This is a genomic window from Terrabacter sp. 01T434, assembly GCF_056398545.1.
Window position 1 is genome coordinate 114,798 of the sequence record NZ_JBFTPP010000007.1, and the last position, 16,055, is coordinate 130,852.

The window sequence follows — 16,055 nt, forward strand, 5'->3', positions numbered from 1 at the left end:
GGGCGGTCGGAGCACTACGCTCCGACCGCCCTTCGTGCGGTGACACCGGACGTGCGATCCCGCCCACCGCACCCGGCCCAGGAGGTCTTGGATGCAGTACCTGTTGGACAACTTCTTCGCCCTGACCATCACGGGTCTGACGCTCGGGGCCGTCTACGCCCTCGTCGCCCTCGGCTACACGCTCGTCTACGGCGTGCTGCGTCTCATCAACTTCGCGCACTCCGAGGTGTTCATGTATGGCACCTTCGCCTGCCTGTGGATCGTCGTCTTCCTCGGCGGCAAGGCCGGAGGCAGCCTGGGCAACGTGATCTTCTGGATCGCCGCGATGTTCGTGGCCGCGATGCTCATGTCGGGCCTCATCGCGGTCCTGCTCGAGCGTTTCGCCTACCGACCGTTGCGCAAGCGCAATGCACCACCGCTCATCGCCCTGATCTCGGCCATCGGCGCCTCGTTCGTGCTCTCCGAGCTCATGGGCCTTCGCCAGCAGATCACCGGCGCGGTCGGTTTCGACACGTACCTGCGCGCCTACGTCGCCAACTCGCGCAACAACACCGGTATGCCCGAGGTCTTCTCACCGCAGCCGGTGTTCACGCTGGTCGACTACCAGGTCACGAACGTCGACATCTTCGTCATCGTGGGGGCCATCGTGCTCATGGTGATCCTCGACCAGTTCGTGAAGCGCTCACGCCTCGGACGAGGCATCCGGGCCGTCGCCATGGATCCCGAGGCCGCCGCGCTGATGGGCGTCAACCGCGACCGTGTCATCCAGGTGACCTTCCTCGTCGGCGGCGTCATGGCCGGAGCCGCGGCGGTCTTCTACATGCTGAAGATCGGGATCACCCGCTACGACGTCGGCTTCATCCTCGGCGTCAAGGCCTTCACGGCAGCCGTCCTCGGCGGTATCGGCAACCTGCGCGGTGCCCTCCTCGGCGGCTTCGTCCTCGGCCTCGCGGAGAACTACGGCTCCGCCCTCGTCGGCACGCAGTGGAAGGACGTCGTCGCGTTCGTCCTGCTGATCCTCATCCTCCTCTTCCGGCCCACCGGCCTGCTCGGTGAGTCGCTCGGAAAGGCCCGCGCATGAGCACCACGAGAACCGTCACCGGCCCCACCGTCAAGGCGCCCCGCCCGGGGTTCAAGGAGCGGGTGGACTCGCTGCCCAAGCCTGCGAAGATCGGCCTCTGGGTCCTGTTCGCGATCTTCCTGTTCCTGCTGCCGATGCTCAACATCCCCGTCATCACCACCGAGGGCTCGGACTTCGGCGGCGTGCTCTTCACGGTCTCCACGTATGTCCTCGTGGCGCTGGGCCTCAACATCGTCGTCGGCTACGCCGGCCTGCTCGACCTCGGCTACGTCGGGTTCTACGCCATCGGCGCCTACACCGTCGGTGTCCTGAGCTCCGAGCACGCCAACCTCTCGTGGATCGTCGTGGTGCCCATCGCGATCGGTGCGGCCATGCTCTCGGGCGTCATCCTCGGCGCCCCGACGCTGCGGGTGCGTGGCGACTACCTCGCCATCGTCACGCTCGGCTTCGGTGAGATCGTGCGCCTGTGCCTGGTCAACTCGCAGTGGCTGGGTGGTGCGCAGGGCATCTCCAACATCCCGAAGCCCCCGAGCCTGATCGTCTTCAGCGTGCCCAGCATCGACTGGAGCGGCGGCGTGCCGGTCGTCGACCTCAGCACGACGTCGACGTTCCTCAAGTTCGGGATCAGCGACTTCGTCCCCTACTACTGGCTCGCCCTCATCGTCATCGGTCTCGTCCTGCTCTTCGACATCCTCGTCAAGAACAGCCGGGTCGGGCGGGCCTGGGAGGCGACGCGTGAGGACGAGGACGCCGCAGAGCTGATGGGCGTGCCCACCTTCCGGTTCAAGCTGCTCGCCTTCGCCCTCGGTGCCGCGATCGGTGGGCTCTCCGGGGCCCTGTTCGCCACCAAGGCGGGCTTCATCTCGCCCGACAGCTTCATCCTGCTGCTGTCGATCCTGTTCCTCGCCGCCGTCGTCGTCGGTGGCGCCGGCAACCGGTGGGGCGTCATCGTCGGCGCGATCGTCGTCGGCTACTTCCCGGAGCGATTCCGTGACTTCGCGGACTTCCGCGTGCTCGTCTTCGGCCTCGCCCTGATGCTGCTCGCGATCTTCCGCCCCCAGGGCCTGCTGCCGCCGAAACGCACGGTCCGTGCCAAGCGTGCCGATGCCAGACAGGCCGTCCTCGAGGAAGGAGAAGACAATGTCTGAGGCAGTCCAGCCCGACCAGACCGACCAGCCCGACCAGACCGACCAGACCGACCAGATCGACCAGACCGACCAGCCTCGCCAGCCGTTGTCCGTGGACGAGGTCACCGAGATCAACCCCGACGTCGTCATCGCTCCCGAGGACATCGGCGTCCCGGTCGTGGCCGAGGGCGAGAAGCTGCTCGAGGTCGACGAGGTCACCCTGCGCTTCGGCGGCGTCGTGGCGCTCAACGAGGTGAGCTTCCACATCAACAAGGGCGAGATCCTGGGCCTCATCGGTCCCAACGGCGCCGGCAAGACGACCTGCTTCAACGTCATGACGGGCGTCTACCAACCCACCTCCGGTGCGGTGCGCTACCTCGGCGAGCCGCTCGGCAAGCGCAAGAAGTTCGCGATCACCAAGCTGGGCATCGCGCGCACGTTCCAGAACATCCGGCTCTTCGCCAACATGACGGCGCTCGAGAACGTCCTCGTCGGCGTCGACGCGCACCACACGACCGGTGTCGTCTCGGCGATGTTCCGCCTGCCGAAGCACCGCAAGGAGGAGTCGCAGGGCTACGAGCGGGCCATGGAGCTGCTGACCTTCATGGGGCTCGACGGCAAGGCCGACGAGCTCGCGCGCAACCTCCCTTACGGCGACCAGCGCCGGCTCGAGATCGCGCGTGCCCTGGCCACGAGCCCGCAGCTGCTCTGCCTCGACGAGCCGGCGGCCGGCTTCAACCCGGCGGAGAAGGCCAAGCTCATGGAGCTGATCCGCACGATCCGCGACCAGGGCTACACCGTGCTGCTCATCGAGCACGACATGAAGCTCGTCATGGGGGTGACCGACCGGATCGTCGTCCTCGAGTTCGGCCGCAAGATCGCCGAGGGCTCGCCTGCGGAGATCCGCGACAACCCCGCGGTCATCGCCGCCTACCTTGGAGTTGATGAAGAAGATGCTTCTTGAGGTCAGCGGCCTGTGCGTCAACTACGGGCGCATCGAGGCCATCCGGGACATCAGCTTCACGGTCGAGGAGGGCGAGATCGTCACCCTCATCGGGGCCAACGGTGCCGGCAAGACGACGACGATGAAGACCGTCTCGGGACTGCGCCCTGTGCGGGCCGGCACGGTCTTCTTCAACGGCAAGGACATCACCCACACGCCCTCGCACGAACGGCCGGTCCTCGGCATCTCGCAGTCACCCGAGGGCCGCGGGTGTTTCGTCGGCATGACGGTGATGGAGAACCTCGAGATGGGCACCTACGCGCGCCCGGACCGCAAGAGCAAGGCGGTCAAGGACGACCTCGAGCGCGTCTTCGAGCTCTTCCCACGCCTCAAGGAGCGCAGCAACCAGGCCGCCGGCTCGATGTCGGGCGGGGAGCAGCAGATGCTCGCGATGGGCCGTGCACTCATGGCGAAGCCGAGGCTGCTGCTGCTCGACGAGCCCTCGATGGGCCTCGCGCCGAAGCTCATCCAGCAGATCTTCGACATCGTGACGGAGATCAACAGCCAGGGCACCACGGTGCTGCTCGTCGAGCAGAACGCCGCCCAGGCGCTCAAGCGGTCGCACCGCGCCTACATCCTCGAGACGGGCGAGATCGTCCGGGAGGGCACGGGCCGGGAGCTCGCCGACGACCCCGCTGTCAAGGCGGCCTACCTCGGCGGTGACGTCTAGGCGCCTTCTCCGCGTCGGCGGCCACACGGCATACCGGCGCAGAGGCCGCTTCGGAATCCGAAGGGGGGTGCCACGACGGCGGTCGTGGCACCCCACCTCCGGGAGGAGCGACCTGCCGATTCCTCTTCCGTCCGAGCGTCTATGGTCGTAGTCTCAGCCGGGTGACCTCAGGGCTGGAACGGGAGGAATGATGGGGCGAGCAGTGGTCTCGGTTCAGCGCGTCGACGAGGGGTTGCACTCGCAGTTCATCGAACTGTGGATCACGCACCGGATCGAGGGGGGAACCACCCCGGAGGCGGCCCAGCGCCTCGCGCTCGACGGCACCCTGCGAAATGCCTTGCAGCGCAACGACATCTGCGCCTTCATCGCGTTCATCGATGATCGTCCGGCGGGTTACGTCGTCCTCGCGGACTCGACACGGAGCTTGCTCGTCGACTCGCCGTGCGTGTCGATCGACATGCTCTTCGTGCACCCGGACTTCCGCCGCCAGGGCATCGGGCGCTCGTTGCTCTCGTCGGCCAGCCGCTACGCAGACCGTCAGGGCTGCGAGCACCTCGCCAGTGCGGTTCCCGCAGGTGACCGCGAGGCAAACCGCTTCTTCGCGCGTCTCGGCTTCGCCCCCGAGACGGTGCGTCGCGTGGCGTCCTCCGCGGCGCTCCAGCGCAAGCTGGCGGGGGAACCGCGACCCCAGCGGGTGTCGCTCGACCTGCTGCAGCGTCGCCGTGACCTGCGGGCGAGGGCGCGGGCGCCGCGGCACGACCCGAAGATCGCCGGCTGACCGGGCTCCTCTGCTGCTCGTCCGTCAGGCCCCGGGGGCTACGTCCCGCAGCAGGCAGGTGATCCTCGAGGTGCAGAGGCGCCTGCCGTCCTCGTCGGTGACGACGACGTCGTAGCTGACCAGCGTGCGCCCGGCGCTGAGCAGGGTCGCCGTGCCGGTCACGACGCCCGCCCGGGCGGCGCGGTGGTGGGTGGCGTTGATGTCGAGGCCGACCGCCACCCGTCCCGGCCCGGCGTGGAGCTGGGCGCCGATCGAGCCGAGCGTCTCCGCCAGGACGACGCTCGCGCCGCCGTGGAGCAGGCCGTACGGCTGGGTGTTGCCCGCGACGGGCATCGTCGCGACGAGGCGGTCCGGAGACACCTCCGTCAGCTCGATCTGCATGCGCTCGAGGAGCGTGCCCTCCGCCATGGACCGCATGTCGTCGAGGGTCTGGCCAGCCGCCTGCGTCGAAGAGTCAGTCATGGGCGCGATCGTATGCGCCCACGCGGGCTTCGCCCCCGTGCGCCCCAGAAGACCCGCGTGGTGGCCGTCCATCCAGGCCGGCTCGGTGCCGCGCATCGTGGCGTCGGTGGGCGCCACTAGGCTTCCGGTGTGAGCCGACTTCTCCTCCTCGACGGACACTCGCTGGCCTATCGCGCGTTCTTCGCGCTCCCCGCCGAGAACTTCTCCACGAGCACCGGGCAGCACACCAACGCCGTCTACGGTTTCACCTCGATGCTCATCAACATGCTGCGCGACGAGGAGCCGTCGCACGTGGTGGTGGCCTTCGACAAGGCGCGCCACTCGTTCCGCACCGAGGAGTACTCGGACTACAAGGCGGGCCGCGCCCGCACTCCCGACGAGTTCCAGGGGCAGATCCCGCTCGTCAAGGAGATCCTCGACGCGCTGCGGATCACGTTCATCGAGCTCGACGGCTACGAGGCCGACGACATCATCGCGACGATCGCCACGCAGGCCGAGGCCAAGGACGTCGACGTGCTCATCTGCTCGGGTGACCGTGACACGTTCCAGCTCGTCTCCGACCGGGTCACGATCCTCTACCCCGTCCGCGGCGTCTCCGAGGTGTGGCGCATGGGTCCCAAGGAGGTCGAGGAGAAGTACGGCGTTCCCCCGACCCGCTACAGCGACCTCGCGGCCATGGTCGGTGAGAGCTCCGACAACCTCCCCGGCGTGCCCGGGGTCGGCCCCAAGACCGCCGCGAAGTGGATCACCCAGTACGGCGACCTCGACGGCATCGTCGCGAGCATCGACAAGATCCCCGGCAAGGCGGGTCAGTCGCTGCGTGACCACCTCGACCAGGTGCTGCGCAACCGGCGCCTCAACCAGCTCGTCAAGGACAGCCCGGTCGGCGTGGAGATCGAGGACCTCCAGCGCAGCCAGTGGAGCCGCGAGGAGGTCCACACGGTCTTCGACGGTCTCGAGTTCCGCGTCCTGCGCGACCGCCTCTTCGCGACCGTCGAGGCAGCCGCGCCCGAGGCCGAGGAGGGCTTCGACGTCGACGGGCAGGTGCTGGCCCCCGAGGCCGTGCCCGCGTGGGTGGCCGAGCACCTCGCGGCGGACGAGCGTTCCGGTCTGTCCGTCGCCGGCACCTGGGCCCGCGGCACCGGCGACGCGAGCGGGATCGCCGTGGCGGCTCCGGGAGGCAGCGCCGCGTGGATCGACCTGCAGACGCTGACCCCGGAGGGCGAGGCCGCGCTGGGCGCCTGGCTCGAGGACGCCACGCGCCCGAAGGCGATGCACGACGCCAAGGGTCCGATCGAGGCGCTCGCCGCCCGCGGCTGGTCTCTCGGTGGGCTGACGAGCGACACCCAGCTCGCGGCATACCTCGTCAAGCCGGACCAGCGCACCTACCACCTCGACGACCTCGTGCTGCGCAACCTGCACCGCGAGCTGAGCGGGTCGGCCCCGACCGACGGCCAGGGCATGCTCGACTTCGGCGGCGACGCCGACGAGCAGGCCGCCCAGAAGGAGATGGTGCGCGCGACGGCCGTGCGTGACCTCGCCGCCGTGCTCGACGAGCAGGTCGCCGCCACCGGCGGCGAGCAGCTCCTGGCAGAGGTGGAGATCCCGCTCGTCGACGTCCTGGCCCGCATGGAGCGCACCGGCATCGCCGTCGACGTGCCGGGCCTCGACTCCCTCGAGGGCGACTTCGCGGCCAAGGTCGCGCAGGCCCAGCAGGACGCCTGGGACGCGATCGGCGGCGAGAAGATCAATCTCGGTTCGCCCAAGCAGCTCCAGGAGGTGCTCTTCGGCACCCTCGGCATGCCGAAGACGAAGAAGACGAAGACCGGCTGGACCACCGATGCCGACGCGCTGACCGACCTCTTCACCAAGACCGAGCACCCCTTCCTCGAGGCGTTGCTGCGTCACCGTGACGCGGCGCGCCTTCGCGTCACGGTCGAGGGACTGCAGAAGTCGGTGGCCGACGACGGCCGCATCCACACCACCTACCTTCAGACCATCGCGGCCACGGGCCGGCTCAGCTCCACCGAGCCGAACCTCCAGAACGTCCCGATCCGCACCGAGGAGGGGCGTCGCATCCGCGAGCTCTTCGTCGTCGGCGAGGGCTACGAGGCGCTCATGTCGGCCGACTACTCGCAGATCGAGATGCGCGTCATGGCGCACCTGTCCGGCGACGAGGGGCTCATCGAGGCCTTCCGCACCGGTGAGGACCTCCACAAGTTCGTCGGCTCGAAGGTGTTCGGCGTCGAGCCCGACGACGTCACGTCCGCCATGCGCTCCAAGGTCAAGGCGATGTCCTACGGCCTCGCCTACGGCCTGTCGGCCTTCGGCCTGTCCAAGCAGCTGACCATCAGCACCGAGGAGGCGCGCGGGCTCATGGACGGCTACTTCGAGCGCTTCGGTGGCGTCAGCCACTACCTCAAGGAGGTCGTCGCCGAGGCCCGGGGGACCGGCTACACCGCGACGATGTTCGGCCGTCGCCGCTACCTGCCCGACCTGACCTCCGACAACCGCCAGCGCCGCGAGATGGCCGAGCGGATGGCGCTCAACGCCCCGATCCAGGGCTCGGCCGCCGACATCATGAAGGTCGCGATGATCGGGGTGGACCGGGCGCTGGTCGCGGCCGGGGCGAAGTCCCGCATCCTGCTCCAGGTCCACGACGAGCTCGTCCTCGAGGTGGCGGCCGGCGAGCGCAACGACGTCGAGAAGATGGTCCGCCACGAGATGGGTCATGCCGCCGAGCTGGACGTGCCGCTCGACATCAACGTCGGGGTCGGGCACTCCTGGCACGACGCGGCGCACTAGGCCGTCACCCCGGAGCGGGCGGTTCGAAACATCCCTTAGATCACGGTTTGGAAACAGCTGGGCTTCTTGTCCCATTTGTCGCACCGTGATCGACCCCCACGGACATACTGACCGGTAACTTGCACCCGCCAACGGAGACGGGTGCTTTTACTGTGAGGTGGACATGGTCAGAAGCCTGGTCACAGGTCTGTGTCTCGCCGTCTTCGCGGCGGTCATCATCGGGCTGAGCAGCGTGCTCGGTCTCGACCTCGAGCACGTCGCCCTTCTCGGCGCGGCACTCGGTGGTGTTCTCGGGCTCGTCCCACACGCTTCCACCTGGGGAAAGGTGGCCGGCTTCCTCGCGGGCTTCCTCCTCGCCTGGCTCGGCTTCGGGCTGCGTGCCGCCGAGCTGCCCGACTCGTCGGCCGGTCGCGCCGTCGCGGCGTTCGTCGTCGTGGCACTCATCGCGGTCGTCACCGCGGCGAGTCGTGGCCGCCTGCCGCTGTGGAGTGGTCTGGTCGGTGCCGCCTCGATCGTGGGCGCCTACGAGTCGGTGTACACCAACGCTCCGTCGCAGTTCCTCAGCGAGTCCCCGGCGGCGGCCACGACGGTGCTCCTCGCCGTCGGTCTCGGTTACCTGGCAACGAACCTGCTTGCGCCGCAGGCGAACCCGTCGCACTCGGCCGCACGGCATCGTTCGTCGGCCGAACGGGCCGAGGAGTCTTCACCGGACTCCGGCACAACCACCGATCTCGATGGCCTCATGACAGGAGCCACCCGATGAGCAAGCGGACCCTCGCCACCATGGTCGCCGGACTGGCGGCCATGCCCACGCTTCTCCTGCTCGCTGCGTCACCGGCGGCCGCCGCCGGTGACGGCTCGGTGCAGGTGTCCAACACGGAGACGGTGCAGGCCTACCTCGACGCGTCGGGCAAGGTCGACGTCGCCCGTGTCTACGAGCAGGTCGCGATGAAGGGCCGGGGCACCGTCGACCTGCGCAACCCGGTCGAGGCGCAGGGCCTGCGCAACCTCGACGGCTTCGGCGCCTTCGAGGTCAAGGACGGCGTCATGCTCGGCCACTTCGACGTCGACGGCGAGCAGCAGCTTCGTACCCTCAGCGACTTCACGAAGAAGCTGCCGCTCGAGGTGCAGGTCACCTACCTGCTCGACGGCCGGCCCGTCGAGCCCGGTGACGTCCTGGGCCGCAGCGGTCATCTCGAGGTCCGCTACGCCGTCAAGAACGTCACCGGGACCCCTCAGGTCATCACCTTCGACGACGGCACCGGCCACAGTGCCTCTGCCACCCAGAGCGTCGTCATCCCGATGGTCGGCTCGCTCACGACGACCCTGCCCGACACCTTCACGAACGTCAGCTCCAAGGAGGCCAACGTCGCCGGCGACGGTCGAGGCGGGACGAAGCTGACCTTCACCATGACGCTCTTCGGCCCCATCGGCACGCCCACCGCGACCTTCGGCTACGCGGCCGACATCGTCGACGGCACGTTGCCCAAGGCCAACGTGTCGGCGCTGCCGGTGAGCCCGCTCGACAGCCCGTCCTTCAAGGGCGGGGCCGCGAGCTACAAGAGTGGTGCCACGACCGGTGCGACCCTGACCGCCGGTGCCACCGAGATCGACGCCAACCTGCTCAAGCTCCGCGACGGGGCGAGCACGATGCTCGCCGGTCTCATCCAGCTGCGCGACGGTGCGAAGAAGCTCGACGCGGGTCTCGGGGCCCAGGCCCTGCCTGGGTCACGCACGCTCGCCAGCGGTGCCGGCCAGCTCAAGGACGGCACGTCCAAGCTGCGCTCCGGCGCCGGGGTGGCGAAGGACGGCTCGTCCAAGGTCGCCGACGGAGCCAGCCAGGTCGCCGGCGGGGCCGGCCAGCTCGACGCCGGCGCGAAGAAGCTGAGTGGTGGGGCCGCGCAGGTCGACGGCGGTGCCGCGCAGGTCGCGGGCGGTCTGCACCAGGTCGGCGACCAGGCGCCCCAGCTGCTCGACGGTCTCGCCCAGGTCGCCGACGGCCTCGACCGGGTCGATGCCGGCCTGACCCAGCTCTACGACGGCGTCGGCGGGCTCCCCGAGCAGGCGAAGCCGCTCCACGCCGGCATCGCCAAGCTCCGTGCGGGCCTCGGAGCCAAGGGCCAGGAAGGCACGCTCATCGACGGCGTCGACCAGATCCGCTCGGGCCTGGCGACAGCCACCGAGGACGGGGGCAGCCTCGACCAGCTCAAGGGCGGCGTCGACCAGTCCAAAGCCGGTGTGGACCAGTCCAAGGCCGGAGTCGACCAGGTGCGCTCAGGCCTGGACGACGCCCTTTCCGCCGGCGGCGGCATCGACCAGCTCGCTGGCGGCGTCGCGTTGGCGAAGAGCGTCGACTGTGGGGACACGTGCAAAGGGATCCTGGCGCAGGTCCAGTCGGGACTGACCGACCTCAGGACGAAGACCGGGACCGCTTCCGGCGGACTCGACCAAGTCTCGGCAGGTCTGGCCAAGGTGTCGCCCGGCCTCGGCCAGGTGTCCGATGGCCTGGGCCAGCTCAAGGGCAAGCTCAGTGACGCCGCCTTCGGTCTCGCCAGGGTCGAGTGCGGGCTGAGCAACACGACGCTGTCCGTCTGCGACCCCAAGGTGCCCGGCCTGCTCGAAGGCGTCGACCTCGTCGACACCGGCGTGTCCACGCTCGTCGACGGTGTCGTCGGGAAGGTGCAGGGCGGCATCGGAGGGCCGAAGGACACGCCGAAGAACCTCACGCTGCGCGGTGGCGTCAACGGCCTCCAGGACGGCGTCGACCAGCTCGGTCTCGGTGGTCTCGACCTGCTCGACGCCATCGACCAGCTCACGGTCGGGGCGGACCAGGTCCACGGTGGAACCTCGCAGGTCGCGACGGGGGCCAAGGACCTCGGGGCAGGTGCCGCCAAGCTCGCGAACGGGTCCAGTGACCTGGCGACCGGCGCCGGCCAGCTCGATGCCGGAATCGGCACGCTGGCGGACGGCGCAGGACAGCTCGATGACGGGGCCGCCAAGCTCAAGGACGGCGCCGGTCAGCTGTCCGACGGCCTCGCCGATGCGGCCGACGGCACCAGCCAGCTGGCCGCGGGTCTGTCGGACGCCGCCGCGGGCGCGCCACAGCTCAAGGACGGGGCTCAGCGCCTGTCCGACGAGGGGACGAAGAAGCTCGTCGAGGCCGGCAAGGCGACGGCGGCGGACTACGGCGAGAAGTACGCCCTCATCGAGGTCGGTGCCCGGCGCGCCAAGGCCGAGGGCATGGCCTACGGCGCCCCCGAGGGTGCGGCCGGTGCGACGGCGTACTCCTACGAGCTCGCGGGTGTCGACGGAGAAGGTTCTGCGAACGCCGGTCGCGCGGCTGCTGCCGCAGGCGTCTTCGGCCTCGCGGGTGGCTCGGTGCTGCTGAGGCGACGCTTCCTCTGACCGCTGTTGTCGGGAGGCCACGAACCGGGACCGGTTCGTGGCCTCCCGCCGTTTCCTCTTCGCAGATCGTTCAGCGGGGCTTGCGGCAGACGAAGATCGCCGTCCCGGGGATGACGCGCCCGCGCAGCGGCGACCACCCGCCCCAGGGCTCCTCGTGCCCCACGGGCCACTCCGGCTCCACGAGGTCGACGAGCACCAGCCCGGCGGCCGAGATCTCGCGCACCCGGTCCCCGAGCGTGCGGTGGTGCTCGACGTACGTCGCCCGCCCCGCGTCGTCCTGCTCGACGTACGGGGTGCGATCGAAGTACGAGTGGCGGGCGGTGAGGCCGCCCGGCCCCGGATCGTCGGGGAAGGCCCACCGCACGGGGTGGGTCGTCGAGAAGACGAACCGCCCGCCGGGCCGCAGCACCCGGGCGGCCTCCGCCATGACGACGTCGGAGTCTGCGACGAACGGCACGACGCCGTATGCCGTGAAGACCGTGTCGAAGGACGCGTCGGCGAAGGGGAGGGCACGGCCGTCGCACTGCACGAACGGCACGTGGACGGTGGCGTCGAGGGCGGTGTCGAGGCTGTCGTTGACGGCAACCCCGGTCGCGACCATGCCTGCGGACAGGTCGGTGGCCACGACGGTCGCGCCGTGGGCGGCGAGCCAGCGCGAGCACTGGCCGGAGCCGGCGCCGATCTCGAGGACCACCGTGCCGGCAGGGTCGCCGAGCAGGCGCGCGTCCTCCTCGCGCAGGCGCTCGGGGCCCCAGACGAAGTCGGTGTCCCCGAGGAACGACCCGTGCTCGACGTAGTACGACGTGGCCTCCCGGTCCCACCACGTTCGGTTGGCCGTGGCCGTCTCGGCCGGGGGAGCGGGACGTCGGGTGGCCTCGGTGGGCGTGCTCACGGCATACGTGCTCTCTTTTGACCGGGTACTGACAGCGCGGATAGGATTGCCGAACACATTCGTGTGCGCACGATCAGTTGTAAACCTGTCCACAAGGCATCGGGGCGCGGGCCGTCAGGTCGCCGTCGCGAGGTCACCAATCTAACCGTCCACAATCGGAGTTCCTACTACATGACTGCCAACACGGTCGAGAAGACCGCGCCTGAGATTGCGATCAACGACATCGGCTCTCAGGAAGACATCCTTGCGGCGATCGACGCCACCATCAAGGACTTCAACGACGGCGACATCGTCGAGGGTGTGATCGTCAAGGTCGACCGGGACGAGGTCCTGCTCGACATCGGATACAAGACCGAGGGCGTCATCCCCTCGCGCGAGCTGTCCATCAAGCACGACGTCGACCCCGGCGAGATCGTCAAGGTCGGTGACGAGGTCGAGGCCCTCGTCCTCCAGAAGGAGGACAAGGAAGGCCGTCTGATCCTGTCCAAGAAGCGTGCGCAGTACGAGCGCGCCTGGGGCACGATCGAGAAGGTCAAGGAAGAGGACGGCGTCGTCACCGGCACCGTCATCGAGGTCGTCAAGGGTGGTCTCATCCTCGACATCGGCCTCCGCGGCTTCCTGCCCGCCTCGCTCGTCGAGATGCGCCGTGTCCGCGACCTCCAGCCGTACGTCGGCAAGGAGATCGAGGCCAAGATCATCGAGCTCGACAAGAACCGCAACAACGTGGTCCTGTCGCGCCGTGCCTGGCTCGAGCAGACGCAGTCCGAGGTGCGCACGACGTTCCTCAAGGAGCTCCAGAAGGGCCAGGTCCGTTCGGGCGTCGTGTCCTCGATCGTCAACTTCGGTGCGTTCGTGGACCTCGGCGGCGTCGACGGTCTCGTCCACGTCTCCGAGCTGTCGTGGAAGCACATCGACCACCCGTCCGAGGTCGTCGAGGTCGGCACCGAGGTCACCGTCGAGGTGCTCGACGTCGACATGGACCGTGAGCGTGTCTCCCTGTCGCTGAAGGCGACGCAGGAGGACCCGTGGCAGCACTTCGCTCGCACGCACGCCATCGGCCAGGTCGTCCCCGGCAAGGTCACCAAGCTCGTCCCCTTCGGTGCGTTCGTTCGCGTCGAGGACGGCATCGAGGGCCTCGTGCACATCTCCGAGCTGGCCGAGCGCCACGTGGAGCTGCCGGAGCAGGTCGTCAACGTCGGCGACGAGATCTTCGTCAAGGTCATCGACATCGACCTCGAGCGTCGTCGCATCTCGCTGTCGCTCAAGCAGGCGAACGACCAGGCCGTCTCGGCGTCGGAGTTCGACCCGACGCTCTACGGCATGGCCGCCGAGTACGACGAGCAGGGCAACTACAAGTACCCCGAGGGCTTCGACTCGGAGACGAACGAGTGGCTCGAGGGCTTCGACGCCCAGCGCGAGAAGTGGGAGCGTCAGTACGCCGAGGCCCACGCCCGCTGGGAGGCCCACAAGGCGCAGGTCGACGCCGCGACGAAGGCCGACGCCGAGGCTGCGGCCAACGCCGGCTCCGCGACGTCGTACTCGTCCGCGACCGGTGACGTCGCCGAGGCCGGTGACACCGACCGTGGTGACCGTGGCGAGCGCGCTCCGCGCAACGCTCCGGCTCCCGTCGAGGGCACCCTGGCTTCGGACGAGGCGCTCGCGGCGCTGCGTGAGAAGCTGACCGGCAACTGAGCCCCACCGCTCAGGGCTGACCGCTCTGGAGAAGCCCCGGACCCCACAGGGTCCGGGGCTTCTCCGCGTCCCGGCTGCGGTGAGGGCTGAGGGCCCCACGCCAGGAGTTCAGACACGCGTTGAATGCCCGACGTGGCAAAGCCGCTCTCGGTGCATCCGCGCCGCTAGGTTGGCCGGGTGCAGTCATCGCTGACCGAACCCCGCAGCCCCGCGCCCGAGGTGGGGCCGCCGCCGGAGGTGGGGCCGCCGCCGCGGCGCTCGAGCGGACGGGCCTGGGAGTGGACGCTCGCGGCGCTCCTGCTCCTGCCCAACCTCGTCCTGCTCATCGTCTTCACCTACCGCCCGCTCCTCGACAACATCCGGCTGTCGTTCACGGACTGGAACATCTCCTCGCCCGTCGCCAACCCCGTCGGGCTGTCGAACTACATCGAGTGGTTCGGGCGGGACGACACGAAGATCATCGTGCGCAACACGGTGGTCTTCACCGTTGCGACGGTCGGCATCTCCATGGCGCTCGGCCTGGGGCTCGCGCTCCTGCTCGACCAGAAGCTCCGGGGTCGCAACCTCGTGCGGTCGGTCGTCTTCGCTCCCTTCGTCATCTCGGGGGCGGCGATCGGGATCGCCTTCCAGTTCGTCTTCGACCCGCAGTTCGGGCTCGTCCGGGACCTGCTCGCGCGGATCGGCGTCGCGTCGCCGGACTTCTACCAGCAGCCGGGCTGGGCGCTGTTCATGGTGACGGTCACCTACATCTGGAAGAACCTCGGCTACACGTTCGTCATCTACCTGGCGGCGCTCCAGGGGCGACGGGCCGATCTCGACGAGGCGGCCGAGATCGACGGCGCCTCCGCCTGGACGCGCTTCCGGCGTGTCCTCATGCCACAGCTGCGCCCGACGACGTTCTTCCTCTCGATCACGGTGCTGCTCAGCTCGGTCCAGGTCTTCGACATCATCAACGTCATGACCCGGGGCGGCCCCCAGGGCAACGGCACGACCACCCTCGTCTACCAGGTCTACCAGGAGACGTTCGTCAACCAACGCGCCGGCTACGGCGCCACCGTCGCCACCGTCATGTTCGTCATCCTGCTCGCCGTGACGGTCGTGCAGGTGCGGTTCATGGACAGGGGGAAGCAGGCATGAGCACGTCCACGGTCGTCGAGGACCTCGACGAGGAGAAAGCCCCTGAGGTGCACGCGCGGCGCCGGCGACGCCGCGCGGCGCACAACGTCGAAGCCTCGACGCACCACCGCGGGCCCGCCTGGACGGCAGCGGGATACGCCGGCATGGTTCTCATCGTCCTCGTCGTCGCCGTCCCGCTCTTCTGGATCCTCATCACGTCCTTCAAGGAGCGTGGCGACATCTACGTCCGCCCCGCCCAGTGGTGGCCCAACCCGGCGACCGGCGCGAACTACAGCGAGCTGACGACCCGCATCCCGTTCTTCGACTATGTCCGCAACTCGGTCATCATCACGTCGGCGACGTCGGTCGCGAAGATCGTCCTGGGCGTTCTCAGCGCGTACGCCCTGTCGCTGCTGCGTTTTCCCGGACGCTCCATCGTCTTCCTCGTGGTCATCGCGGCCCTCATGGTGCCCAACCAGATCACCGTCATCAGCAACTACGCCCTCGTCGCGCAGCTGGGCTGGCGCAACACCTACCAGGGCATCATCATCCCGCTGGCGGGCGTCGCGTTCGGCACCTTCCTCATGCGCAACCAGTTCCTCAACCTGCCCGGAGAGATCATCGAGGCGGCGCGCCTCGACGGAGCCGGCCCGATGAAGCTGCTCTGGCGCGTGGTCCTGCCGATGTCGTGGCCGACGCTCGTCGCCTTCGCCCTCATCACGGTCGTCAACGAGTGGAACGAGTACCTCTGGCCGTTCCTCATGTCCGACGACGAGACGACGGCGCCCCTGCCGGTCGGCCTGACGTTCCTGCAGAACAACGACGGCGTCACGAACTGGGGCCCGGTCATGGCCGGCACCGTGCTGGCGATGCTGCCGATCCTCGTGCTGTTCCTCTTCCTCCAGCGACAGATGATCAAGGGACTCACCGCCGGGGCTGTCAAGAGCTGAACCCGCAGCTGCTGCAGCGCGATTCGCCGTTCATCCACGTCCCACCGACCCAACCCACCACCACAGGGAAAGGC

13 protein-coding genes are annotated in these 16,055 nt (G+C 68.9%); 11 read left to right on the plus strand and 2 right to left on the minus strand.

Going from position 1 to position 16,055, the window contains the following annotated elements:
- The first annotated feature begins 91 nt into the window (after window positions 1-91).
- The 5 genes from AC1DIW_RS15765 (at window position 92) to AC1DIW_RS15785 (ending at window position 4,659) form a co-directional block, all read left to right on the plus strand.
- Window positions 92-1,081, plus strand: coding sequence for a branched-chain amino acid ABC transporter permease (locus tag AC1DIW_RS15765; protein ID WP_442278034.1), 990 nt, complete (start codon window positions 92-94; stop codon window positions 1,079-1,081).
- Window positions 1,078-2,229, plus strand: a complete 1,152-nt coding sequence (locus AC1DIW_RS15770) for a branched-chain amino acid ABC transporter permease (RefSeq protein ID WP_442278035.1) — start codon at window positions 1,078-1,080, stop codon at window positions 2,227-2,229. Before AC1DIW_RS15765 ends, AC1DIW_RS15770 begins: the two co-directional genes overlap by 4 nt.
- Window positions 2,222-3,172 carry an ABC transporter ATP-binding protein gene (locus AC1DIW_RS15775; protein WP_478109332.1) on the plus strand — a complete coding sequence of 317 codons (951 nt, stop codon included), beginning with the start codon at window positions 2,222-2,224 and terminating at the stop codon, window positions 3,170-3,172. The genes AC1DIW_RS15770 and AC1DIW_RS15775 overlap by 8 nt, the downstream gene beginning before the upstream one ends.
- Window positions 3,162-3,881: an ABC transporter ATP-binding protein gene (locus AC1DIW_RS15780; RefSeq protein ID WP_478109499.1), complete on the plus strand. Its 720-nt coding sequence runs from the start codon at window positions 3,162-3,164 to the stop codon at window positions 3,879-3,881. Before AC1DIW_RS15775 ends, AC1DIW_RS15780 begins: the two co-directional genes overlap by 11 nt.
- Before the next feature lie 202 nt (window positions 3,882-4,083).
- Entirely contained in the window at window positions 4,084-4,659 is a 576-nt protein-coding gene (locus tag AC1DIW_RS15785; protein ID WP_442278037.1) for a GNAT family N-acetyltransferase, read from the plus strand.
- Window positions 4,660-4,683: 24 nt separating this feature from the next.
- Here the strand turns inward: AC1DIW_RS15785 and AC1DIW_RS15790 are convergent, their stop codons facing one another.
- Window positions 4,684-5,121, minus strand: a complete 438-nt coding sequence (locus AC1DIW_RS15790; RefSeq protein WP_442278038.1) for a hotdog fold thioesterase — start codon at window positions 5,119-5,121, stop codon at window positions 4,684-4,686.
- Window positions 5,122-5,250: 129 nt separating this feature from the next.
- Between AC1DIW_RS15790 and polA the strand changes: the two genes are divergently transcribed.
- From polA to AC1DIW_RS15805, 3 genes are all read left to right on the plus strand, one after another.
- Window positions 5,251-7,926, plus strand: a complete 2,676-nt coding sequence (polA, locus tag AC1DIW_RS15795; protein ID WP_478109335.1) for a DNA polymerase I — start codon at window positions 5,251-5,253, stop codon at window positions 7,924-7,926.
- Between the two features lie 163 nt (window positions 7,927-8,089).
- Window positions 8,090-8,689, plus strand: a complete 600-nt coding sequence (locus AC1DIW_RS15800) for a hypothetical protein (RefSeq protein ID WP_478109337.1) — start codon at window positions 8,090-8,092, stop codon at window positions 8,687-8,689.
- Window positions 8,686-11,331, plus strand: a complete 2,646-nt coding sequence (locus tag AC1DIW_RS15805) for a hypothetical protein (protein WP_478109338.1) — start codon at window positions 8,686-8,688, stop codon at window positions 11,329-11,331. The genes AC1DIW_RS15800 and AC1DIW_RS15805 overlap by 4 nt, the downstream gene beginning before the upstream one ends.
- A 70-nt stretch (window positions 11,332-11,401) precedes the next feature.
- Here AC1DIW_RS15805 and AC1DIW_RS15810 read toward each other — a convergent pair whose 3' ends face one another.
- A complete protein-coding gene (locus tag AC1DIW_RS15810; RefSeq protein ID WP_442278042.1) occupies window positions 11,402-12,223 on the minus strand; it encodes a class I SAM-dependent methyltransferase in 822 nt (273 codons plus the stop codon).
- A gap of 171 nt (window positions 12,224-12,394) precedes the next feature.
- Between AC1DIW_RS15810 and rpsA the strand changes: the two genes are divergently transcribed.
- The 3 genes from rpsA (at window position 12,395) to AC1DIW_RS15825 (ending at window position 15,981) form a co-directional block, all read left to right on the plus strand.
- The gene (gene rpsA / locus AC1DIW_RS15815; RefSeq protein ID WP_442278043.1) at window positions 12,395-13,915 is read left to right on the plus strand and encodes a 30S ribosomal protein S1; all 1,521 of its coding nucleotides are present in this window, start codon (window positions 12,395-12,397) and stop codon (window positions 13,913-13,915) included.
- A gap of 177 nt (window positions 13,916-14,092) precedes the next feature.
- Complete coding sequence (locus AC1DIW_RS15820; RefSeq protein ID WP_442278044.1) at window positions 14,093-15,052, plus strand: carbohydrate ABC transporter permease; 960 nt, start codon at window positions 14,093-14,095, stop codon at window positions 15,050-15,052.
- A complete protein-coding gene (locus AC1DIW_RS15825; RefSeq protein WP_478109341.1) occupies window positions 15,049-15,981 on the plus strand; it encodes a carbohydrate ABC transporter permease in 933 nt (310 codons plus the stop codon). The genes AC1DIW_RS15820 and AC1DIW_RS15825 overlap by 4 nt, the downstream gene beginning before the upstream one ends.
- Window positions 15,982-16,055: the final 74 nt, after the last annotated feature.

Coding starts and splice junctions, on each gene's coding strand:
- AC1DIW_RS15765 (WP_442278034.1), top strand. CDS start 92: ATGCAGTACCTGTTGGACAACTTCTTCGCCCTGACCATCACGGGTCTG.
- AC1DIW_RS15770 (WP_442278035.1), top strand. CDS start 1,078: ATGAGCACCACGAGAACCGTCACCGGCCCCACCGTCAAGGCGCCCCGC.
- AC1DIW_RS15775 (WP_478109332.1), top strand. CDS start 2,222: ATGTCTGAGGCAGTCCAGCCCGACCAGACCGACCAGCCCGACCAGACC.
- AC1DIW_RS15780 (WP_478109499.1), top strand. CDS start 3,162: ATGCTTCTTGAGGTCAGCGGCCTGTGCGTCAACTACGGGCGCATCGAG.
- AC1DIW_RS15790 (WP_442278038.1), bottom strand. CDS start 5,121: ATGACTGACTCTTCGACGCAGGCGGCTGGCCAGACCCTCGACGACATG.
- AC1DIW_RS15800 (WP_478109337.1), top strand. CDS start 8,090: ATGGTCAGAAGCCTGGTCACAGGTCTGTGTCTCGCCGTCTTCGCGGCG.
- AC1DIW_RS15805 (WP_478109338.1), top strand. CDS start 8,686: ATGAGCAAGCGGACCCTCGCCACCATGGTCGCCGGACTGGCGGCCATG.
- rpsA (WP_442278043.1), top strand. CDS start 12,395: ATGACTGCCAACACGGTCGAGAAGACCGCGCCTGAGATTGCGATCAAC.
- AC1DIW_RS15825 (WP_478109341.1), top strand. CDS start 15,049: ATGAGCACGTCCACGGTCGTCGAGGACCTCGACGAGGAGAAAGCCCCT.